The organism is Gardnerella lacydonensis, from assembly GCF_048545055.1.
Taxonomy (GTDB): Bacteria; Actinomycetota; Actinomycetes; order Actinomycetales; family Bifidobacteriaceae; genus Bifidobacterium; species Bifidobacterium vaginale_C.
In genome coordinates this window covers 18630-41268 of record NZ_JBKQXT010000002.1, presented here as the reverse complement: position 1 = coordinate 41268, position 22639 = coordinate 18630, and the positions used below count along the sequence as shown (strand labels likewise).

Annotated in this window: 17 protein-coding genes and 1 pseudogene; 10 read left to right on the top strand and 8 right to left on the bottom strand. The window is 38.6% G+C overall.

Annotated elements, in window-relative coordinates:
* Positions 1-58: 58 nt before the first annotated feature.
* Positions 59-943: a bifunctional methylenetetrahydrofolate dehydrogenase/methenyltetrahydrofolate cyclohydrolase gene (locus ACJV45_RS02250; protein ID WP_004122914.1), complete on the bottom strand. Its 885-nt coding sequence runs from the start codon at positions 941-943 to the stop codon at positions 59-61.
* A gap of 233 nt (positions 944-1176) precedes the next feature.
* Between ACJV45_RS02250 and ACJV45_RS02245 the strand changes: the two genes are divergently transcribed.
* A complete protein-coding gene (locus tag ACJV45_RS02245) occupies positions 1177-2250 on the top strand; it encodes a metal ABC transporter solute-binding protein, Zn/Mn family (RefSeq protein ID WP_419397556.1) in 1074 nt (357 codons plus the stop codon).
* A gap of 122 nt (positions 2251-2372) precedes the next feature.
* On the opposite strand, the gene ACJV45_RS02240 is transcribed toward ACJV45_RS02245, so the two are convergent.
* A complete protein-coding gene (locus ACJV45_RS02240) occupies positions 2373-2969 on the bottom strand; it encodes a CarD family transcriptional regulator (RefSeq protein WP_196218602.1) in 597 nt (198 codons plus the stop codon).
* Positions 2970-3115: 146 nt separating this feature from the next.
* On the opposite strand from ACJV45_RS02240, the gene glgB reads away from it, so the two are divergent.
* Genes glgB through ACJV45_RS02225 form a run of 3 tightly spaced genes read left to right on the top strand, consistent with a single transcriptional unit; the run spans position 3116 to position 7282 of the window.
* The gene (gene glgB / locus ACJV45_RS02235) at positions 3116-5389 is read left to right on the top strand and encodes a 1,4-alpha-glucan branching protein GlgB (RefSeq protein ID WP_004122368.1); all 2274 of its coding nucleotides are present in this window, start codon (positions 3116-3118) and stop codon (positions 5387-5389) included.
* A 47-nt stretch (positions 5390-5436) separates the two neighbouring features.
* Positions 5437-6177 carry a response regulator transcription factor gene (locus tag ACJV45_RS02230; protein ID WP_004123388.1) on the top strand — a complete coding sequence of 247 codons (741 nt, stop codon included), beginning with the start codon at positions 5437-5439 and terminating at the stop codon, positions 6175-6177.
* A complete protein-coding gene (locus tag ACJV45_RS02225; RefSeq protein ID WP_415703551.1) occupies positions 6149-7282 on the top strand; it encodes a sensor histidine kinase in 1134 nt (377 codons plus the stop codon). Before ACJV45_RS02230 ends, ACJV45_RS02225 begins: the two co-directional genes overlap by 29 nt.
* Positions 7283-7289: 7 nt before the next feature.
* Here ACJV45_RS02225 and ACJV45_RS02220 read toward each other — a convergent pair whose 3' ends face one another.
* Both ACJV45_RS02220 and ACJV45_RS02215 read right to left on the bottom strand, forming a co-directional pair.
* A complete protein-coding gene (locus ACJV45_RS02220) occupies positions 7290-8096 on the bottom strand; it encodes a ComF family protein (RefSeq protein ID WP_419397555.1) in 807 nt (268 codons plus the stop codon).
* A 119-nt stretch (positions 8097-8215) separates the two neighbouring features.
* Complete coding sequence (locus ACJV45_RS02215; RefSeq protein WP_415704812.1) at positions 8216-9034, bottom strand: HAD-IIB family hydrolase; 819 nt, start codon at positions 9032-9034, stop codon at positions 8216-8218.
* A 151-nt stretch (positions 9035-9185) separates the two neighbouring features.
* Here ACJV45_RS02215 and ACJV45_RS02210 point away from each other — a divergent pair, with 151 nt between their 5' ends.
* Positions 9186-9614 (top strand): metallopeptidase family protein, encoded by a 429-nt coding sequence (locus ACJV45_RS02210; RefSeq protein ID WP_004138024.1) that lies wholly within the window; start codon positions 9186-9188, stop codon positions 9612-9614.
* A gap of 46 nt (positions 9615-9660) precedes the next feature.
* Here ACJV45_RS02210 and ACJV45_RS02205 read toward each other — a convergent pair whose 3' ends face one another.
* Entirely contained in the window at positions 9661-11262 is a 1602-nt protein-coding gene (locus ACJV45_RS02205; protein ID WP_419397554.1) for a DUF5719 family protein, read from the bottom strand.
* Positions 11263-11311: 49 nt separating this feature from the next.
* Positions 11312-14611 (bottom strand): glycosyltransferase family 2 protein, encoded by a 3300-nt coding sequence (locus ACJV45_RS02200; RefSeq protein ID WP_419397553.1) that lies wholly within the window; start codon positions 14609-14611, stop codon positions 11312-11314.
* 104 nt (positions 14612-14715) lie between these two features.
* On the opposite strand from ACJV45_RS02200, the gene ACJV45_RS02195 reads away from it, so the two are divergent.
* The 4 genes from ACJV45_RS02195 (at position 14716) to ACJV45_RS02180 (ending at position 20158) form a co-directional block, all read left to right on the top strand.
* Positions 14716-16170: an LCP family protein gene (locus ACJV45_RS02195; protein WP_004123373.1), complete on the top strand. Its 1455-nt coding sequence runs from the start codon at positions 14716-14718 to the stop codon at positions 16168-16170.
* Positions 16171-16311: 141 nt separating this feature from the next.
* Positions 16312-17697 carry an LCP family protein gene (locus tag ACJV45_RS02190; protein WP_016813300.1) on the top strand — a complete coding sequence of 462 codons (1386 nt, stop codon included), beginning with the start codon at positions 16312-16314 and terminating at the stop codon, positions 17695-17697.
* A gap of 105 nt (positions 17698-17802) precedes the next feature.
* Positions 17803-19704 carry an FtsK/SpoIIIE domain-containing protein gene (locus ACJV45_RS02185; protein ID WP_419397552.1) on the top strand — a complete coding sequence of 634 codons (1902 nt, stop codon included), beginning with the start codon at positions 17803-17805 and terminating at the stop codon, positions 19702-19704.
* A gap of 181 nt (positions 19705-19885) precedes the next feature.
* Positions 19886-20158: a WhiB family transcriptional regulator gene (locus ACJV45_RS02180; protein ID WP_004113182.1), complete on the top strand. Its 273-nt coding sequence runs from the start codon at positions 19886-19888 to the stop codon at positions 20156-20158.
* Between the two features lie 7 nt (positions 20159-20165).
* Here ACJV45_RS02180 and ACJV45_RS02175 read toward each other — a convergent pair whose 3' ends face one another.
* The gene (locus ACJV45_RS02175) at positions 20166-21650 is read right to left on the bottom strand and encodes a sensor histidine kinase (protein WP_016813303.1); all 1485 of its coding nucleotides are present in this window, start codon (positions 21648-21650) and stop codon (positions 20166-20168) included.
* Between the two features lie 96 nt (positions 21651-21746).
* Here ACJV45_RS02175 and ACJV45_RS02170 point away from each other — a divergent pair.
* Positions 21747-21926: pseudogene (locus ACJV45_RS02170) on the top strand (toxin-antitoxin system HicB family antitoxin); the annotation flags it as partial.
* Positions 21927-21949: 23 nt separating this feature from the next.
* Here ACJV45_RS02170 and ACJV45_RS02165 read toward each other — a convergent pair.
* Positions 21950-22555 carry a pyroglutamyl-peptidase I gene (locus ACJV45_RS02165; RefSeq protein WP_419397551.1) on the bottom strand — a complete coding sequence of 202 codons (606 nt, stop codon included), beginning with the start codon at positions 22553-22555 and terminating at the stop codon, positions 21950-21952.
* Positions 22556-22639: the final 84 nt, after the last annotated feature.

Here is a 22639-nt window from a genome sequence, read left to right as displayed (position 1 = left end):
CCAAAAACGCCGTTTTACTTCGGGCGTGTCGCGCTACTTGATATTTGCTACTTAACACCTACTTGCCACTAGCTGCGCGCTCAGCCATGTCAACAACATTAGCCAATAGCATTGCGCGAGTCATTGGTCCCACTCCACCAGGATTTGGCGAATACGCTCCCGCGACTTCTCTACAAGCAACATCTACATCGCCTTTTACGCGATATCTGCCCACTTCTTCATCGAAAACGCGCGATACGCCAACATCAACCAACACAGCTCCAGGCTTAACATCGCACGGCTTTACAAACCCCGCACTGCCCATTGCCGCAATAATAACGTCGGAGCGCATCATAATATCATGCAAATCACGCGTACGCGTGTGGCACAATGTTACAGTTGCATCAACTCCCCTGCGCGTAAGAAGCAGCCCAATTGTTCGTCCAACAGTGATTCCTCGTCCAAGAACGCACACATTTTTGCCCTCAAGATTAATGTTATAAGCGTCTAAAAGCGCCAAAATCCCTCGCGGTGTGCAAGGCAACGGAGTAACAATATCTCCCGAAATATGCATAACCAGCTCGCCTAAATTGTATGGGTGCATTCCGTCGCAATCTTTTGCAGGGTCTACTGCCTCAATAATCTTCTGGGAATCAACGCCTTTTGGCAAAGGCAATTGCACTATAAAACCTGTGCAAGAAGGGTCATTATTTAATTTTTCGACAGCAGCAAGAATTTCATCTTCACTAGCATCTTCAGGCAGATCACAACGAATAGAATTAATTCCCACTTCTTCACAATCGCGATGCTTACCGGCAACATATTTCAACGACCCAGGGTCACTTCCAACTAAAAGCGTTCCAAGTCCTGGATTAATGCCTTTTTCTTTAAGCTTTTCTACTCTATTTTTTAAGTCGCTTTTAATACTTGCGGCTAGTGCTTTTCCGTCTAGTACAACAACCATGATTCACTCCCCAACTCGTATGTTAATTCTCATGTTCAACTCACATAATCATCTAACACAATTCGTACTCGTATGCTATTCGTATGGATAGGCTATCGTGAGGTATAGAGGTGTGCGACACAACTACTAATAACAGGATATTAATAATAGAATGGTATTTATTATTAGCAATACAATTTATTAGCAGTACCACACTTTTATACGTGCATGCTGTTTACGGAAGGGGCGCAAAGATGTGCGAAAATACTTTTCATTTAAGTCGCGCAAAGAAAATATGCAAAGCGATTTTAGCTTGCGTAATTGTGCCGTCAATGTTGATTGGCATTGCTGGGTGCGGTGCAAATTCACAATCTTCTGAAAAGACAACGCATCCAAAAAAAGAAATTAAACAAATTAAAGTTGTTTCCACACTTGAATCTTGGGCAAGTTTAGCCAGAGAAATCGGAGGCAACGATGTTGTTGTTAAGTCAATAATAGACAAGCCAGATGTTGATTCGTCCTCATTTAAGCCATCTAGTAAGGACTTGCAAAAACTTTATGATGCACAAGTTGTGATTTCTAACGGAGCTGGATATGACAGTTGGATTGCAAAACACTTATCTAAAAAGAGCGAAACAGTAAATGCTGCTTCTACAGTGGGCGCTCTAAATGGTGATAATCCTTATTTATGGTTGTCCAAAGATGCGAGAAGTGCTATGGCGTCTAATATTTGTGACGTTTTCTCTAAGATTCTTCCATCAAAGAAGAAGATTTTTGCTAAAAGACTTAATACTGTTAAATCTCAAGAAAAAAATCTTGACGAATATATTGAAAAGTTTGGCAAAGATCACAAAAACTTAAAATATGCGTCAACTAATCCTATTCTTTTCTGGCTTATGTCAGATATGAATATAGAGGATTCTACTCCTAAAGAGTATGCTACTCAGGCTGCTCAAGACGATGCTATTGATAAGGCTAATGTGGACAAATTCCAGAAGCTAATAGAAGAAAGAAAATTTGACGTAATAATCAACAACAGTCAACGAAATAATACTGACATAAGCATTTTGACTGGAACAGCTGGAAGAAGCTACACGTCTGTAATGTGGGTTAACGAGCTCATGCCAACATATGCAACCGATTTAAGAAAATGGGTTATGAAAATTTGCGAAGACATTGACAATGCTGGTAAAGCTACGATTAACATGAGAAAAGAGTTGGGAAAGCACGAAGGCTCTCAGCAAAATAAACCTATTACAGAAAAGCCTACAATTTCTAAACCAGATCCAAGTAGGTCTAACGAAGGTCAGCAGGATCCTGGAAAGTAAATCTGAAAAATAAAAACAATCAGAAGATATAAAAAAATATAAGAAGATATAAAAAGTTATAAATAAAGAATAAAAAGTCACCTCCTAAATTTTTACAACTTAGGAGGTGACTTTTTTATGTCCTATTTCTTTTTAGATTTTTTAGACCTTTCGGCAAGCAATCTAAGTGTATCCGCAGCAGCTTCTTCTGGAGCCTGAGTATGGTGTTGCTCATCTCCAGGTAGAGGATCAGAATATCCAAGATTCACATTTAGTAAGCGTTCTGCCTGCTCTTCGTCAATCTTTTCAGATAACGCAATTTCCGAGATAAGAATACTGCGAGCGCGTGCAAGCATACGCTTTTCTCCTGCAGACAAACCATGTTCGTCTACATCTCGCTGAGATAAATCTCTAACAACTTCTGCAATCTTGTTAACATCGCCAGTAGCGATTTTCTCAACATTAAGCTTATATCTACGAGACCAATTCATTTCTTTTTCGAGAATAGGAGTGCGCAAAATTTCAAAAACTTTAGCAACTTCTTTTGCGCCTACAATATCTCGAACGCCAACTTTTTTGACATTGTCTACTGGAACATTAATCTCTAAACCATCTGAAGACAATACAACTAAGCGTAAGTATTGCCTAGTAATACCTTTGACAGTGCGTTCACTAATTTCCTCGACTCGAGCCGCACCGTGACGAGGATAGACGACCATATCGCCGACTTGATAACCCACAGAACCCTCCGTATGCACAGAAAAACTCATTTCAGTTTCCCATAAGGCAACGACTTGATGCTCAAAAAGCTATTTTTTTGACTGATTAGTCAAACTTTGCCCAAAACACACAAGACATACGCAAATAATGTTGTATGATAGACAACATGAGTACAGTATCTAACATCAATGAAGATGCAATCGCAGTGGCTGTTCGTCAGGACGTGCTTGCTGCGGTCAGCAACGCAGAATACTACAATCCACACGAGGTCCTTGGTGGACATCTCGGAACTGGCAAAGGCGCTGGTACTGCCACGGTTCGCGTATTGCGACCAATGGCCAAGAAGGTAACCATTCTTACTAAGGGCGGAGAATACGAAGCCCAGCACGAATACAACGGTATTTTTACTGCTGTTGTTCCTGCAACAAAGCATTCTAAGAGCAAAGAGTGGTCTGTTCCTAGCTATCGTGTCCGCACTGTGGAAGTGGATGGAACTGAGTCTGTAGATGATGATCCGTACCGTTACTTGCCTCAGATTGGCGATATGGACATGTATCTGTTTGGTGAAGGCAGACACGAAAGACTTTGGGAAGCTTTAGGCGCTCATGTTAAAAGCATTACCGATTCTTGGGGTCTTGTTAGCCCAGAAACAGGAAAGATGGTTAAGAAAGTTACTGGAACTGCTTTTACGGTGTGGGCACCAAACGCACGCGCTGTAAGAGTTGTTGGTAACTTTAACTATTGGAATGGTCGCCGTCACGCAATGCGTTCTCTTGGCTCTAGCGGTATTTGGGAGCTTTTCATTCCAGGAGTTGGCGCAGGCGAAGTTTATAAGTTTGAGATTATGACTCAAGCTGGAAACTGGATTATGAAGGCAGATCCTATGGAGCGCTCTCACGAGCTTCCACCTAATACTGGGTCTGTTGTTGTTGATTCCGAGTTTAAGTGGCACGATAATGAATGGCTTGAACATCGTGCAAAGACTAATGCTCACGATGGTCCTGTGAGTATTTATGAGGTTCAGGCAAATAGCTGGAATCGCGATTACGATAATTATCGCGAGCTTGCAGATCACTTGGTTGACTATGTTCAGCAAGAAGGCTTTACTCACGTTGAGTTTATGCCTCTTACCCAGTACCCATTCTCTGGTTCTTGGGGTTATCAGGTGACTGGTTATTATGCTGTTGACTCTAGGCTTGGAAGCCCAGACGACTTTAAGTACTTGGTAAATAAACTACACAAGGCTGGAATTGGTGTGATTATGGATTGGGTTCCTGCACACTTCCCTAAGGATGATTTTGCTTTGGGTAGATTTGATGGCACTGCGCTTTATGAGGATCCTGATCCTCTTCGCGGAGAGCACCCAGATTGGGGAACGTACATATTTAACTTTGGTCGTCACGAGGTTCGTAACTTCTTGGTTGCTAACGCATGCTTCTGGCTTAGCGAGTATCACGTTGATGCTTTGCGAGTAGATGCCGTGTCTTCTATGCTCTACTTGGATTACAGCCGTGAAGCTGGTCAATGGCGTCCAAACATGTATGGTGGACGCGAAAACCTTGAGGCTATTGACTTTATTAAGGAAGCGAACGCTACTGCATACAAGAATAATCCTGGAATTATGATGATTGCAGAAGAGTCCACCGCATACCAAGGTGTTACTGCTCCTACAGATATGGGCGGCTTGGGCTTTGGCTTAAAGTGGAACATGGGTTGGATGCACGACACTTTGCAATACCTTAAGGAAGAGCCGATTAATCGTCGTTGGCATCACAATGAAATCACATTCTCTATGGTTTACGCATATTCCGAACATTATGTGTTGCCTTTGAGCCACGATGAAGTTGTGTATGGCAAGGGATCTCTTCTTGGAAAGATGCCTGGAGACGAATGGCAGCAATTTGCTGGTCTTCGCGCACTTTTGGCATATCAGTGGTCTCACCCAGGAAAGAACCTCCTGTTTATGGGCGGTGAAATTGGTCAGTCTTGCGAGTGGAACTTCAATAACTCGCTTAATTGGCACGAGCTTCAATGGCCGTTCCATCAAGGTGTGCAAAAGCTGGTAGCAGATCTTAACGCTTTGTATAAGAGTTCTAGAGCATTCTGGAGCCAAGACTTTACGCCAGACGGATTCCAGTGGCTTACTAGCGACGATTCTGATCACAACACTTTAAGCTACATTCGTATTGGTGATAACGGTGAAGAAATTGTTGTGGTTGTTAACTTCTCTGGTCAGGCTTGGCAAGATTACCAGGTGGCATTGCCTAAGGGCGGTCAATGGGAAGAAGTTCTTACAACCGACGATGCTAAGTATTGTGGTTCTGATATTCACAATGGCACATTTACTGCTGCTGCTGAAGAATATCATTCAAGACCATATTCTGCAAGGATTACTGTTCCAGCACTTGGAGCTGTGTTCCTTAAGCCAGTCAGCAAGTAGTTAGTTGATAATTAATAACTTAAGTTAGGAATCTGAATTAGGTTAAAATGTTGGACACTCCATCAGAAAAAGGTGTTCCTCGAACAATTCTTGTTGTAGAGGATGAGCCAGATTTAGCCACAGCTATTGCGCAACGTATTGTTGCTAGAGGTTGGAAGGCTAGAGTTGTTTCTGATGGAGTGTCTGCTGTTAAAGCTGCTTTAACCTTAAAGCCTGATCTTATAATTATGGATGTTATGCTTCCTGTTATGGACGGCATTGAGGCGACTCGCAGAATAGTATCTAGATGTCCTATTCCTGTGCTGATGCTTACAGCTAGAGATGCTGAGTCGGATAAACTTGCTGGATTAAGCGCTGGAGCAGACGATTATGTTACTAAACCGTTTTCTCCTAGAGAGCTTATTGCAAGATGCGCTGCTATTTTGCGTAGAGTTGAAAGAGCTACTCTAATCGCAAACAGAGCGCAATATAACGCTCTGTTTAAGTTTGGAGATTTGATTATTGACCCTAGACAGAGGCTTGTTACTCTTAACGGTAAAGAAATTCATTTTACTCCTACTGAATTTTCTTTATTGACTACTTTTGCAAAGCATCCTCATGATGTTTTAAAACGAGAAACACTTTTAGAAGAAGTTTGGGATTGGCCAGATGCTTCTGGAACTAGAACTGTTGATTCACATGTTAAATCTTTAAGACGTAAAATTGGTTCTTCTTGGATTCGCACAATACATGGAATAGGTTATGCTTTTGAGCCACCTGATGAAGATTATGACCAAATATTTAACTAGAAATAATAAAAATAACAATAACAATTCTGTTGATAAAGTAGGTAAAGTCGATTCTTTTTCTAATGCCACTTCGCAATCTACTTTGCACCCTAATCGTTTTATAGGATTTTTTGCGTCTTTAAAAGGTGAATTATCTGCGATTATTGTTGTTGCAACAGCTATAGCATTTGTAATGGCTTGGTTTCTTCTAAAAGTTGGGTTGAGCGGATGGATTGCAATGCCTATAACGCTAGCTGTAGCGCTAGGTATAACTTACGCATTTTCCAGAGGGTTAACTGCTCCGCTTAGACAAATGCGAGATGCTTCCGAAGCGATGGCGGATGGAGATTATTCCGTACGAGTTCAGATTGAGAATAGAAAAGACGAGGTTGGAAAATTAACTCTAGCTTTTAACGAAATGGCTGAAGAACTAGAGCATGCTGATAATATGAGGCGTGACCTTATAGCCAATGTAAGCCACGAGCTTAGAACACCTGTTAGCGCATTACAAGCTATGGTAGAAAATCTTGCTGATGGAGTTGTAGAGCCAACACCGTCGAATATGGAGGCTATTCTAAATCAGATTCACAAGTTGGCTGATTTAATTACTTTTCTACTCGATTTGTCTAGAGTAGAAGCTGGTGCAGAAAGTCTTGTTATTACAGAGTTCGATTTTAAAGATTTTCTTAACAGTATTGTTGAACCTATAGAAATAGCGGATGCTGGGCATAATCATCATATAAGTCTTAATGTTGAAAATGATATTACGCTTGTTGGAGACAAAAATCGCCTATCGCAATTGTTTACTAATGTTGTTTCTAATTCTATTAAACATTCTGCAGACAATACTAAGATTCTTATAACAGCAAAATCGAATCATGAGAAGAATACTTTAGTTTGTAATGTTATTAATTTTGGAAACCAGATTCCTAAGGAGGATAGGGCTGATATTTTCCGAAAATTTGTTAAGGGAAGTCAAGGTATTGGAACTGAGTCTGGTGGAACAGGATTGGGTTTGTCTATTGCAAGATGGGCTGCACAATTGCATAACGGTACTGTAAAAGTTGTTGATGATAAGCGTGGAGCTAATTTTGAGATTACACTACCGCTTACGTATAACGAATAACGAATTATTATAGACTGTATAAAACACTTTCCTTTGACCATACTCCTGCTATAGCAAAACATGCAAAAACTGTTATACAACAATCTTTTAATGCCTCAACGCAATTTTTCATCGTAGATCCTGTAGTGATAATGTCGTCTAAAAGTATTACTTTGCATCCTTTTGGCACTATTCTTGTGTCTACTAAAAACCCTTTTGTGGTTCGCAAAGATCGTCCCCTACTTCCTTTAACTTGAACTGATTTTACTTTTATTTTGCCCATTTTGATTGCTTTTACAACACGCGCATTAATACCATATTCTTTAAGATTTTTAGAAACGTATTTAGCAATAGGATCCATGTGTTTTCTTCCGCGTTTTCTTTGTGATTTAGAAGACGATGGAATTGGTACGATAATAAGATTTTCAATAATATTCTCATCGGTATTTTCGCAATTACTTTCATAACTATTTTCATAACTATTTCTGCTATTTTCATAATCACTAATAACTTTGATTATTAATTGAGAAACCAAATATGAAAAAGGCTTATCGAGAAGTTGATTACTATGATCCTTCCAACACAACAAAGATTTCCTTACAAAACCCACATAAGTTGAGCACGAATAAATATTTCCACACATTACGCTTATCAAAGGATCCTTATGCCATTCTTTAAACATACTCGTGCAATCATCGCACAAAACGCAATCAGGAAGATCACATCCTGCGCAGCCAACTGGAAGAATAAGATTAACCATGGTTTTAAAAATACTCGTCCAAGAAATGTTAAGAATAAGCCTATTTATTTTATGAGTTAGATTTTTTAAAAGCATAAAATCGACGATAAATATTACAAAATGTAATTGCAATAGAATTAAGTCAATGTGGTTAAAGGCTATTTTAAAATTCGAAAATATTCATGGAATTAGAAAATTGTCTAAAAATCAACACACTAGGAATTAAGATGTTTTAACATTCCAATGCACAAGTTAAATGTGTCACTAGGATCTTTCACCCTAACAGCCAAAGCTCCAGTTAAAGATGTTGGGTAATCATTACCACCTTCATACATTCGATCTCCAACAAAAGCCATCTTATTTAAAGGAATATGGCAATAGGAAGAAAGAGCCTTAAGAGCTTGAGCCTTATTATCGCCTTTGCTGACAATATCGACACTAGTAAAACCACCAGCACGCACAGAAAAATCAGGCAAATTTTTAGAAATTTCTTGAGCTAAAGTAGTTTTTAAAACACCACTAGGATCCCACTGTTTTTTAAATTCAACTGGAGCGAGTTGACCTAAAGCCGAAAAAGTAATTTGCGTACCACGATTCTCTATCTGACTCCCCCAAAGTTTCTCATCTGAATCACACTTCCACAAACCCATTTTTTTAGCACAAGATATAATTACTTCAATAACATGATTTGCATCATCGTCAGAAATATTATGCGAGTAAATGCAGGACAATCGCCCATCCGAAATGCGATAATAGCTTGCTCCATTAGTCGGCATAATATGCAGATTATCAAGTCTTGTATATGTAGGTAAAACATTTAAAATCTGACTTTTAACTAGTCGCAAGTCACCGCCAGTAATAACAGCAATAGGCAACCTATTTATCAAATCACCAAAAACTGTGCGCATTCCACTTGTCATAGGTTTTTTTGAACAAGCAAGAGTATTGTCTAAATCAAAACCAATAAGCGAATACGATGCAAGATACTCACAAAGTCCTTGCTCATTCCACTCATGAATATTAGACTCCAACACTTGCCTCCTGTACAAACCTTGCAATTCAAGTATTCCATATTATTAACATATTTACTACAACGTGTCTTGCATGTTTTGTAGCCCACTCATTTCACTACCTATTCCACTATGAGTTTGCAGAATTGCCCTAGCATACAAATAAAGTTAAAGCATGACGTCTTTAATATGGGAACAGCGAAGATATAAAAATCGACATGGCAGAGGAATGAGAATGCCAATGTTTGGCACAAGACTACCACGGTATAGAACAGCAAGCGGAATGTTTGACTCAATGGTAGCTGGTCAAATACGAAGACTTAATGGCGCATGGTCTAATCTTACAAAAGGCGTGCAGTTTGCTGTAGAAGACGTTCCACCATCTCAACCAGTACTTTGGGAAAGCAACAAAAGAATAATGTCTCAAGTATTTCCAGCTTCCAAAGGAATACCACCTAGAATCGTATTGTACAGGCTGCCGCTATGCACACACGTTACTAGCCGCGCAGAATTACAATACGCCATACGAGATGAGATGGTACAACGTCTAGCAGAATTGTATGGCAGAAGACCAGAAGAAATAGACCCAGACTGGGGATTATAAAGCTAATTAAAATAATAAAGCTAATTAAAATAATCTACTAAATAAACTACTTCACAATAGCAGGATTTGCTCTAACCTTAACGCTTATCCTATTAGGATCAAGTGATTTAGAAGGAATCCAAGCAACTCCTGCAAGCCCCGCACTATTTACAGTATTATTTTGAATCCTAGAAGCAAAAGATACACCAGACTTTGATTTAAGCGTAAACATAACTGCCTTAGGATTAATATCTTTTGCAGATATTGTTGAAACAGTATAAGGTTTAATATCAACTACTTTGGAAGATACCTTTATCCCATAAGAATCATAAGCATTTATGGTTACGTGAGAATTATCCACTAAACCATTTGCAATATATAACGAAGTTTCATCTGCAGAAAGCGGAGACACAAAAGCACTATTAGTCATAGGATTAACAGCATTAACAAAAGCAATATCACTCTGACCATCCTTACCGTTTCTTTCAACAGAAGCCATAATAAAAGTCGGAACAGTGCTTTGAGCAAAAATAGCGCCAACTCCCTTAGGAGCATTTTCTAAATCAACAACCTGAACTTGCCTTGCATTAAGATCTACTTCCTTAATGCTTTTCTTTCCTGAATCATCCAGCCAATATAAATCGAGTTTCCCACTTTTATCAGACCAAATATAAGCTTTGACCTGATCTCCATCTGTAATGCCTGGTAAAACAGGTTCCTTAGACGCTGAGCTTGTTGGTTGAATAATATCCACTCCCTTAGAAACAAGTCCTTGAGAGCGAACGACTTTAACAAAAGATGAAACTGGTGCTTGGTCACTTGAAACTTGAATATACAGCCCATTAGTTTTCTCGGCTGCGGCAGAAATGTTAAAAGAAGAGTCACTATGCGCTGGAACAGTAAAAGTACTTCCAGTAGATAGATTCATTTGAGCACCTGATCTACTTGTTGACCACGCTTTAACACTCACAACAGTTGGTTTTGATGAAAGATTAATAGAATTTAATCTTATTGACACACCTTCCGATATTTGCGGAATAATAAAGTTTTGTCGCATTGATGGAGATACGCAAGAAGTAGCAGACAATCCTTTTAAATCCCCATTTGTTGCCCAAGATACACTAGAAGCAACTGATCCAGTACCAGACTGTGCATTAAGAAAATTGCTTTCTAAAATTTGAGAATCTTTATCTACATTATTTTCAGCAAAATAAGCTTTACTATCATCATCTAAATTAGAAGCATTAGTAAAAGATTTATTGACTAAATCTTTAGAATTCCCAGAATCTTTTAAACCATGTACCGAGGATTTATAAACATTGCCAAAGGATGCATATCGCGCAACCGACTTTAAATCACCTTCGGATTCTTGAAACTCACTATCGCCATAATTTGCTAAATCTGGCAAAGATACTCTAGTCGGACAAACCGTTTGAAAATTAGTAGAACTTACTTGTTTTTCCACACTTCCATTCGGATAAATAGGATCATCCATAATATGTTTAAACGGAGATGTGTAGGATATTACAACAGCAGTAGAAACTAGTATTGCAGCGCTTAAAAGCGACAATGACCATAATTTGAATCTTCTAAAACGAGTAGAAGGATTAACAGAAGCATACTCTTCTGCATGACGATGACTATTTTTAGAATTCTTATTCGACTTCATTTAAATCTTCCCTGACATATTATTCGTTTAATAAATCATAATCATCTAACTAATCATCTAAACGCTCTATTAAATTGCTATTATTAAAACGCGGTAACGCTACTAAGCAATACAATAATAGGACTAAAGCAAAAACAATAAACCAAGGCATTCTCCATGAAAGTGGACGAGAATGACTATAAATCGATGTTTTTGAAACAGATTTTTTACTGTTATCAACATCAAAACGGCAGTATGTTCCATGATCAGATGAAACAACAAGTTGAGTACCATCCGAAGCATTAACGTTCGCAATCAGGGTTTCTGTAGCCGCATTATTCGAAGTGCTATCAGAAGACAATATGGAATTGTTAGCAGATAAGTTAGTTTTAGTTCTGGAATCGTTAACAATATAAATTCCACCTATTCCAAGCTGTTTCAGAGTTTCTATAGACTCATCGTCTGCATGAGAAAGAAGCTTAGAAGCCGCATAATATAATGTGTTTCTGCTAGGAGAATACCCGTAAAGTACATCTCGAACTTGCAATGCTGGAGATAGATCAATAAGATCACCGCGAACAGTTCGCATAAGTGAAATATCTAGCTCACGACTATTTATTGCTTTAATAGCAAGAACACGATTAGAGTCATTCTTCCTTAAATAGTCAGAAACAACCATTGGTAAACCATTATCACTTGCATAAACAGAAGTTAAAGGACCACTTGTTACAGCAAATAATCCAAGCAGAATAGCAACAGCAAAAATACCAAAAGCTAAAATTCCTCTAGCAAGATGAATAATCTTACGGAGCATCGCTTTAGCAGAGCGCCTAATAGCAGCACGCTTAGAAACGCGCGTCGTATAATCGTCTGGATTATTATCAATATTTACATTAGACCTTCGCAAAGGCTCAAAACGATGAACAGCCTTACCAGCAACCATGCACATGCAAGCAAGTACGCCAAGAGCGCTTAAACATACGCCTGGAAGAACGCTAGAAGATATAGGACCATCAAAATCCGCTGCGATAACGACTCTAGAAGCAACTAATGAAAGAGCCATACCACTTACTATCACAACCCACATCATTCTAGAAGTTCTTAAAGCAAATGGAAGAGCAAGAGAAGCTAAAGCCATTAACAAAGCGAGAACAGCAAACACAATCATTATGATTCCGCGAAGCTGCATAATAGGCAAAGATTGAGAAGAAAAATGATTCAAATCAATATTGAAAGCTCTAAGTAAAACATCTAAATAGTTGATAACCCTAGGAGCACCATTGATTTTTTGCGATGGAACAGCCATGGTCGCAAAAAGCTGACGCCACATTCCAGATTCAAAATAACGAACTACACTACCTAAAGTTGGAAGAAGAACCAACACAGAAGGTATAGGCATAAGCGCTAGCATAAAACGATGTGAACGAACCATTATCAATGATGCTATGAAAATAACAATCATAGGTAGGATAAGCTGAGGGCAAGCTGCAAGAGGAATCATAAAGCATAACGACGCGCATGCAGCACATTGTATAGATGGAACAGGAAGCACTGGGTCTTCTGTAACATACATTCCTACAGCGTGGAAAGCAAACGCAAATGCTGCTGGCAAAAACACCATTGTTAGAAGCATTGGTAAGTCGCCTCTAGCGAATATGCCAAATGCCATTGCAACCATTGTCCAACAAATGCCAGAGCAAACTCTTACAATATCGGAACGAGTAAATACTCCTGCAAGCGCCCAAAAACTTAACAACATTGCTGGAGCTGCAAGGAAGAAAATAACACTTACTGCAGCGATTGCATTGCCACCAAACACAATAGAGGCGAGCATCCAAATAATAAGAAGAGGAGATGGAGGTATTGCAGAGGCAAAACCATCATCTGGAATATAAGATCCGATTGCAGAATTAAAAAGTTGATTAAAACTAGAGCCAGTAGGAAGTAATTGGCTTGAATAAAGCGAGGATCCAGAAAAAATCTTACTAATAGGAGCACCATAAAGAAGCATAACAGCCGCAAACACAATCAAAGAAGCAAAAATAGCAGCACTCCAACGAAGTAAAATTCGCTTATGCAAATGTCGCCTTGCAAGCGGACTTAAAATAACTCCCTTTTTTTGAGTTTTAAAAGCAACAGTCTTGTCTTTCCAACGTGTAATTTGGCTACGACTGGCTATAAGGGACGAAAGCCTCTTCAAAGACACTTTCGCAACTCTAGATACTCTTCTTCTAGCAAAAATAGCTCTAGGAAATTGAGCTAATGCTATCCACGGAAGCATAAGGTGCATGAATGCCACATATGGCTGCTTAGCAAACAAAGACTGCAATGCGCGAATTAATGACATAGGCAGGCTACACAACCAAACAATTGGCCACATAATCACACGAATATCCGTGTACAAATATCTTTGTTTTGCCATAATCGAATATGCAGAACCGTAGCAAATACTAGATTTTTCAGCAGGTCTTTCTTCTCCACTTCGAGTGCGTATTCCATCAAAACGCGCTCTTCTATGCGCTATGCGAGCTTTTGGCACAACGACCACTCGCCCACCGCTTAAAATAACTCGCCTACAAAAATCATTAGACTCTTCAAACGTTGTTAACCAAGGTTGAGTCCCTCGCATTGTTTGCCATGCGCTAAGAGAAACAAGAGCACCAGCCAAAGAAACAGAATAAACATCTCCGCGAAAATCATACTGCTCCTGATCTGGTTCACCTTCTACAGTGAGAGAATGCACCCTATGCTTCCATGCATACATGCCAACATTGTGCAAAATCTTACCCTGCCAATCCACTTGTTTTGCACCGAGAATACAAGCTGTTGGCGTATTTCTCCATGTTTCTCTTAAAGCTTCAAGACACTTGTTATCGCAAGGTTTTGAATCGTCGTGAAGAAGCCACAAAGATTTAACGCCTTGCAATGGTAAAAGTTTTCTCAAAGATTTTTCTACCGCATCACCAAAAGATTTTGCAGATTTAATAGGTAGAACAATAACCTTTATCTTTGCGTAAGATTCCTGTATATAGCCCTGATTGTTGTTATAAAAATCACCACCATAATTACTAACAAAATCTGCGCTAGAAATTAGACCAGATAATGTTGTTGGTTCTATTTGAACATTAAAAGATGTTACAGATTCTTTTTCTACTCTATTAGCACAATCAGCTACAACAATAGTTCCTGGAAGAACAGTTTGATTTATTAAAGCTTGCAAAGTGTCTTCATAAAACCGCGTATCTCTCTCAACACTCATTATTGAAATAATCGACGAATCAACTTCGCGCGGTTGCTTGCGATTTAAAGCTGAAAAAACGTGTAAAACATTATTTTCAAACGTATCAGTCTCAGCGGTTAATGAATCCATACATAATAGTGTACGCAAGGGGTATGTATTATGCATGTTTAGATAATTCTCAATAGAATGCACTATAATAGTGGCTCATATGTGTGTTTACGAAAGAAGGAAGCATGGCAGCCTCTCGCTATGAACAAGACCGCCGGTACCAAACTAACTATTGGGACTCCTCAGCTCCACATCATAGCCTAAGCAACCATATTTTAGATAATTCTCGTAAATTAATTTCTATTGTTATTGTTGCCGTTCTAGCCTTCTTTTCTACAATCATAGCAGCTGTTTGGCTTGATTTTTCGTCTACAATACAATCCCGTGTTGTTAACATAATTACAAAAGATGGCAAAAAAGTTCAAGCAGTAGATCCTAACGCTGGGAAAACAATCAACATTCTTGTTCTTGGTCAAGATACTCGAGAAGGCAAAAACCGTGCTTTTCAGGGTGGCGGAGAAGATGAAAATCATCAGTCAGATACGGCAATGATTGTTCAAATCAGTGCGGACAGATCTTATATAAATATTGTTTCTATTCCAAGAGACTCAATGGTTAAAGCAGCATCATGCAATACGACTAACGGAAAAATTCCTTCCAGACGCAAAGTGATGTTTAATTCTATTTTTGCTCTCGGGTACGCTAAAGGCGGAGATTTAGCGTCGGCAGCATCATGCACTCTTGCAACAGTAAATGAAATTACTGGATTAGATATAACTAATTTCATTGTTGCGGACTTTAGTGGTCTAAGCGACATGATTAACGCAATAGGCGGCGTAAATCTGTGTATTCCAGTAGATACTAAGGATTACTACACTGGAGTTAACTTAAAGCACGGATTACAGCATTTAGATGGTGTTCAAGCAACACAGTATGCAAGAATGAGGCATGATACTGCAAGCGACGGCTCAGATATTATGAGAACTACGCGTCAACAATATCTACTAAAACAGCTTATTCATCAAGCATTGTCTAAAAACTTGTTCACCCAATCTGGTCAGCTATATCAGCTTGCAAAATCTGCTCTAAAATCACTTAATATAAGCGAAGGATTAGCAAATCCTGCAACACTGGTTGGATTAGCAACAAGCCTTCACAAGTTAAATACTTCTAATATTTATGCACAAACAATACCGATTACAGCTGATCCAGCTGACGAGAATCGTGTTATTCTTGACGACAGTGCAGAAGATGTTTGGGAATTGATGAGAGAAAATAAACCACTTACTAAGCATCTTGCCTCTAAGCAAAGTAAGTCTGAAAAATCTACAAAGAAGAATTCTAAAGAAGATAAAAAATCAACTTCTAAAGATTCCAATGTCTCAAATGACGATTCGGATAATACGAACGGTACAGGCTCCTACGATTCTACAAATAACGGAACAGCAGGAAAACTTAGCGCTATTAATCCAAAAACTGGATTAGCTAAAGACGAATTAGGTAGACTAATAGACCCAAATAGTGGAGGCATAGTGGATCCAGATGATGGAACCATAAGAGATCCAAATACTGGACATTACATGGGTATTGCAGATAAATACTTAAATAACACTATTTGCGCAGTTCCAAAAGGGAAATAATAAGAAAGATAGAAAATATATTTTCGACACTGCGTTATAACCACAATGCTTTATAATGCCATTGTTGGTTATTGCTTTGAGTTAATACGATTAGAAATTATTAATTAGCAAAAACCTACGAGTCATGCTACAGGAGGATAAATGAGCCAGCAACGTCCAGAAGACGCTTCAGGGAATCAGAATAATCCTCCTAGTTTTGCACCATCTAATCGTAGAAAAAATATGAATGGCTCTTTCTCACACAATGCAAGCTCAAATAATGGAAATGCAATACCGAGTTTTCCTCCTAAACAGAATCACAAATTTAAAGAAGTAGAAAACCAAAACTCACAAATCAACCAAAAAGCACCATCTTTTGCACCAACATCGCGCAGAAACGGTAACATAAGTCATCCAAAAATATCGAATACAACACCATCAATTAATGTGCAACCGATTAGCACAGCATATTCAAATTCCAAATCGCATACGATTTCACCTGACTCTTATATAGGAACGTCTAATGAAATCTTTGAAAAACCAGACGATGTAGAATCAATTGATAATTCTGCTAATAATCCTATAGGTTATAGGAAAAAACATCATTTCTTAAAATACTTAACTCTATTGTTAGTAACGCTCTTAATTATTGTAGGAGTGTGTGGAGCGTTATCTTGGAACTGGGTTGATTCACAAATAAAACGCGAACCATGGTTGACTAATACAGAAGACACTCAAGAAACAACATGGCTTATTCTAGGATCAGACCAGAGAGAAGGCGAAGAAGCTAAAGAGATAACAGGCTTTAGAACAGACACTATACTTGTACTAACAAAACCTGTAAGCGGACACAGCTCTTTAATATCAATTCCAAGAGATTCGCTTGTTTCAATAAATGGTCAGCAAATGAAAATAAACACTGTTGCACAAGATATTGGAAAACGAGCCTTAACAAAAACAGTCGAAAAAATAACTGGTCACAAAATAGACCATGTAGCAGAAATAAAATTTGAAGGACTTACAAAAGTTGTAAATTCTCTGGGCGGAATAGATTTATGCTATAACCGCACTGTAAGTGACGCATACAGTGGTCTTAATTGGACAGCTGGATGCCATAGTGTAGACGGAACAGTTGCGCTAGCTTTTTCCAGAATGAGATACGCGGATCCACAATCCGACTTTGGTAGAGCGGCAAGACAACGCATGGTGATAAGCGCAATAATGAAAAAAGCATTATCTAGCAGCACACTTACAAATTTTGGAACTGTAAAAGGATTTGCAAAAGCATCTCTCGATTCAGCAATGTTAGACGAAAACACAAATCCTGGAACACTACTAAACATGGGGCTTGCGTTTAAAGAAGCTACAGGAAAAGACGGTGTAACGGGAACAGTTTATTGGACAAACCCTGATTATGAGGTTTACGGAGTCGGATCATCAGTATTGTTAGACGACGCCAAGAACATTGAATTATTCAACCAGTTATCTGCAGGAACACATGCTCCTGGAAGCGTAGGAACACTTGCAGAATTAATGAATCAACAATAATACGAATACGATTAACACAATTAGCACGATTAACACAAAAAGTTTTATCGTATTTAAACCTTTAACCACACTGCTGTATTTTCCTTGCACAAACTGTAAAAACTCATGCATGATTGCGCTATGGAATATAAGGAATGTAAAAACTACAGAAACTATGAAAACAACGCGATCTGTAATAAAAACGCATCCTCAAAATCAATGTTTTGGATGCAGATTATCGCTAATATTGTGCCGATTTTTGCCAATATTGCTCTAGCAATAATGGCGTGCTTGCAAAAAAGTTGGATGATGTTAGCTATGGTCATCCCAAGCATAATGATGTATATTGCTTGCTTAATACCACAAATTATTCAATACAATGTGAATAAGAAAAGTGATAACAAAAACGAAAATAATATTAAAAAACATGTTGAAACACAATTTTCTAAAAGTATAAGTCGCCAGCATGTTCAAGGTGTTCCAAATACGCTTGTTCCAATAAATTTAGAAGCAATACTTATAAATAATGCGAATCAAATAAGCAGCATAAGTAATTCTAAAAATATAGTAAATCACGCTACTCCTCCATGGAAAAATGTTGTTTACTCTTGGCTAAAATCTTCCAACGAGTCAAATAAAAAACTCGTAGCACCAATCGGTATAAGCGAAAACGGATACTTTTGTTTAGACCTTATTAGAAACGGACCACACGCTCTTGTAGCAGGTACAACAGGCTCAGGAAAATCTGTGTTACTAACATCATGGTGTTTGGCTTTAGCATTCAACTACTCCCCCAAATCTTTGCAATTTGTTTTTATGGATTTTAAGGGTGGAGCCACATTTGACGCTCTTTCCACACTCCCACACAGCATTGGGAATGTAGGAGATTTAAACCTTCAACATGCAGTAAGAGCACTTAGAGGATTAGAAAAAGAATTAAATAGAAGAGAAAGATTAGTAGCATGCCAAGGATGCCATGATATTAATCAAGTAAAACCATACCAGCCTTCACTGGCTATTGTTATAGACGAATTTCACGCATTAAAAAATCAATTGCCAGACTACATGAATCGTCTTATACGAATAGCATCAGTTGGAAGATCCTTAGGAATGCACCTTATAGCATGTACACAGAATCCAATGGCACAAGTAAATGCAGATATGAAAGCAAATATGTCTATAAACATATGTTTAAGAGTTAGAGATGCAATGCAATCTCATGAATTATTGGGATCATCTTGTGCAGCAAGCATAAATCCAAACAATCCTGGAGCAGCATATTGCAACACTGGAGATGGAATAATAGCATTACAATGCTCACAAAGCAGAAACAAAGATTCTCTTATACAAGCAATAAAATTAGCTGGAAAATTCTACTACTATAATCAGCCTAAACAACTATTCAGTGCCCCACTACCAAGATATTTAGGTTATTCAACAATCAAAAATTATTGCAATAATACTTTTTGCAACGATAAATATTCTAGGTCTGATTCTGACTCTAGCTCTGACTTTAACTCTGACTCTAGTAAAGAAGATGGATTGTTAATAGGCTTAAAAGACGATGGCATTAATTTAAGCGAAGCAATTCTACCTATAAATCTGGGGAATATCGCAATTATTGGAGGAAATAAGAGAGGAAAAACTAATCTTATAAACGTAATTTCTAAAGCTATAAAATCAAGAAACACATACAACAATTCGCAAAATATTTATATTTTAGACAATGCAGACTCACTGCTAGAACCTTTTAGTAGCGACACAAGGTCTCAAGAATTTCAAAGCAAACTAGTCAATCCAAAAATAACTGTAATTTTCTGCGCACAAAATGCAAGGCATATTCGTATACCAGAACAAGCGCCAGTAAGAATAATATTCCCAACAGGAGATGCTGGAGCGGATACAATGCTTGGAATACCATCAGACTTGCTAAAAACTCTTAATGTAGATGATTATCAAACTCCAGGAAGATGTGTAATGGTAATTCCTGGAAGTGCTAATCTATTGCAGATTTTAAGTTTTACATAAAGTTTTACATAAAAAAGATATTTTAAATTATTCAAAAAATTAAAAAAATAAAAAATTCTTAAAAAAGTCTTGAAAAAAAGTTATATTCATGGTTTCCTTGAGTGCGGATAGTTTTTAAAAACAAAGTTTAATAATAGTTTTAACCAGCGTAAGCTACGTTTTTTAAAGGGGATATTTATTTATGAGCAGCGCATTTGATTGGCGTTCAAAAGCAGCATGCAGAGACAAAGATCCTGAACTTTTCTTCCCAGTGGGAAGCAACAGTGCATCTAATCAGCAGGTTGAGGAAGCCAAAGCAGTGTGCAGAACTTGTAACGTTGCAGACAATTGCTTAAGATGCGCGCTCGAAACAAGCCAAGATTACGGCGTATGGGGTGGTCTTAGTGAAGATGAACGACGTTCACTAAAACGCAGAGCTATACGTGCAAGAAGAAACCAAAACGCAGAACTGTAAGCTACGTCTACTCCACTCCTGGAACTCGTAGCTTAATATCGAGAAGAACACGAGTTCCGCCTTCTCTACGTTGCTCCCATTTAACTGTTCCGCCAAAGTCGTTAGTAACAAAAGTATTGATTAGCTGAGTGCCTAACCCAGATCCAGAAGACTTAGCCATACCGTGCAAAGACTCACTTTCAATACCCTCTCCATCATCTTCGACGACGATACTCAGATTATCCCCACCTCTACCAACAGAAATCTTAATATGTCCTTCACTAACTCCTTCAAAACCATGCTCTACTGCATTAGTAACAAGTTCTGTTAAAACAAGAGAAAGAGGAGTTGCATCTTGTGCCGCCAACATTCCAAACTTGCCACAAAAATCTATCGTAATATTCTGATTTTGCGAAGCAAGCTCGATAGACATTTTAAGCAAACTAGAAATAACCTTATCAAAATCAACAACCTCATCAGCTGTTTGACTTAAACCTTCGTGAACAAGAGCAATCGTCTGAACGCGTCTTTGTGCTTCTTCTAATTCTTTACGCACTTCTGCAGACTTAGTTTTTCTAGCTTGAAGACGAAGCAAAGCAGAAACAGCTTGAAGATTATTCTTAACACGATGGTGAATTTCAGAAATAGTAGCATTCTTAGTTTGAAGCTCTTTTTCCCTACGAAGAACCTCTGTAACATCACGACAAAGAACAACTGCGCCCGTTCGATCATTTGGACCATACAATGGAAGCGAGCGCATAGAGACAACAGAATTATTGACTTCTAGTTCGCAATCAACATCCGCTTTACCACTTAATACAAGAGGCAAACTTTCAGGAACAACATCGTTTGTGTGCAACAATCTTGCTCCAAACTCGCATAGAAACTCTCCTTGCATAGTGTCTAATCCGCCTAATCTACGGAAACAGCTAATTGCGTTAGGAGAAGCATAGCGCACAATTCCGCTTTCTTCCAAAACAATAAAGCCATCTGCAACTCGAGCATTATGACGCTGATTGAGCATTGAGTCATGGTACGGGAATTGTTCACGAGGAATCATATCGAACAACGTTTTGCCAGCATTAATGCTTTCGGTCTCATACCTACCGTTTGATTCTCTTGTAGCAAGATTTGTTTCTCGAAGAACAAGACCTAGCGTCTTGCCATTGTGACGCACTGGGGCGTAAACATTACAAACTGTTGCCCTTCCAACAGTTCTTAATACAGAAGAGTGGAAACTTGTTTCCTTACTCATTGCTGCACTTAGTTCTTGATGCATTGATTCATCTAGCTTTACGCCCAACAAATCTTCAGTTCGAAGTGTAATTGCTGTAGACGGACGACATTGTTCTGCCACAACGTAATCACCATTGCCGTTTTGAATAATCAAAAGCAAGTCTGCAAAACTTAAGTCTGCTATTACCTGCCAGTCTGCTACAAGGTGATGCAGCCATTCGCGATCAGACTCATCAAAATCTGGACGCGTTGCAAGAATATGAGAAAAATCAGCCATAACCACAATAATATAGCCACATGGATAAATCTAAAACTATGGAGGATTTACTCCTAAACTATGGAGGATTTACTCCTACCAATTACGTGACAACAAAAAGAGCCGTCTTGCCATGAGCTAAATGATTATTCTGGGCAATTCAAATTGCGTCTTCCTAAAGAATTACACAGGCAATTGTCTGAGCAATCTCAAGCCGAAGGCATAAGCATGAACCAGTATTGCGTTTATCTTCTTTCGCAAAATAACGCTATTGAGCGCGTGCTTGAGCGAGCATAGAAAATAAATACTTATACTATTTATTAGCAATTCCTCGCAATTACTTGCAACGCAATTTCAATGCCTCGAAGCATATCAGCTAAACTCATAGAACTCGTACTCGGCTTATTGAGAATCTGCTCAGGCAAATACGGAACGTGAATAAAACCGCTCTTAATCGGCAATTTCCTAGTTTGGCAATAATGACAAACACTGTAAAGCACGTCATTACACACGTACGCGCCAGCAGAAAAAGACACAGACGCCGGCAATTTTGCTTTATTTAAAGCGTCAACTATGTTTACAACTGGCAAAGTCGATTTATAAGCCACATCACCATCTTGCACAACAGGCTCATACCAAGGCTTATATCCACTATTATCCGGTATGCGCGCAGCTCTACAGTTAATGCCAACATACTCGACGTTAAAACAAGCAGAACCGCCAAATTGCCCTAACGAAAGCACAGCATTAGGATGAACTTCCTCTATTTTCTCAATAACTTTTTTCGCACCCTTGTTAAATTCCGTAGAAATCTGCAAACGAACAAGTTCCACACCCTCAGGCGCATGCACTGATTGCGCAATCTCCCACGACGGATTTATAGACTCATTATCAAACGGCGTAAAACCAGTAATCAAAATACGCATTAAAATACCCCCTCATACAACTCTCACTTATCAAACTTTATAAAAGTTTATCAAAATTTATCAAAGTTTATCAAAAGACATTGC

Excerpts from the sequence above, each read along its gene's own strand:
- ACJV45_RS02250 (WP_004122914.1), bottom strand. The coding sequence starts at position 943 with ATGGTTGTTGTACTAGACGGAAAAGCACTAGCCGCAAGTATTAAAAGC.
- ACJV45_RS02245 (WP_419397556.1), top strand. The coding sequence starts at position 1,177 with ATGTGCGAAAATACTTTTCATTTAAGTCGCGCAAAGAAAATATGCAAA.
- glgB (WP_004122368.1), top strand. The coding sequence starts at position 3,116 with ATGAGTACAGTATCTAACATCAATGAAGATGCAATCGCAGTGGCTGTT.
- ACJV45_RS02230 (WP_004123388.1), top strand. The coding sequence starts at position 5,437 with ATGTTGGACACTCCATCAGAAAAAGGTGTTCCTCGAACAATTCTTGTT.
- ACJV45_RS02225 (WP_415703551.1), top strand. The coding sequence starts at position 6,149 with ATGAAGATTATGACCAAATATTTAACTAGAAATAATAAAAATAACAAT.
- ACJV45_RS02220 (WP_419397555.1), bottom strand. The coding sequence starts at position 8,096 with ATGCTTTTAAAAAATCTAACTCATAAAATAAATAGGCTTATTCTTAAC.
- ACJV45_RS02210 (WP_004138024.1), top strand. The coding sequence starts at position 9,186 with ATGACGTCTTTAATATGGGAACAGCGAAGATATAAAAATCGACATGGC.
- ACJV45_RS02205 (WP_419397554.1), bottom strand. The coding sequence starts at position 11,262 with ATGAAGTCGAATAAGAATTCTAAAAATAGTCATCGTCATGCAGAAGAG.
- ACJV45_RS02200 (WP_419397553.1), bottom strand. The coding sequence starts at position 14,611 with ATGGATTCATTAACCGCTGAGACTGATACGTTTGAAAATAATGTTTTA.
- ACJV45_RS02195 (WP_004123373.1), top strand. The coding sequence starts at position 14,716 with ATGGCAGCCTCTCGCTATGAACAAGACCGCCGGTACCAAACTAACTAT.
- ACJV45_RS02190 (WP_016813300.1), top strand. The coding sequence starts at position 16,312 with ATGAGCCAGCAACGTCCAGAAGACGCTTCAGGGAATCAGAATAATCCT.
- ACJV45_RS02185 (WP_419397552.1), top strand. The coding sequence starts at position 17,803 with ATGCATGATTGCGCTATGGAATATAAGGAATGTAAAAACTACAGAAAC.
- ACJV45_RS02180 (WP_004113182.1), top strand. The coding sequence starts at position 19,886 with ATGAGCAGCGCATTTGATTGGCGTTCAAAAGCAGCATGCAGAGACAAA.
- ACJV45_RS02175 (WP_016813303.1), bottom strand. The coding sequence starts at position 21,650 with ATGGCTGATTTTTCTCATATTCTTGCAACGCGTCCAGATTTTGATGAG.
- ACJV45_RS02165 (WP_419397551.1), bottom strand. The coding sequence starts at position 22,555 with ATGCGTATTTTGATTACTGGTTTTACGCCGTTTGATAATGAGTCTATA.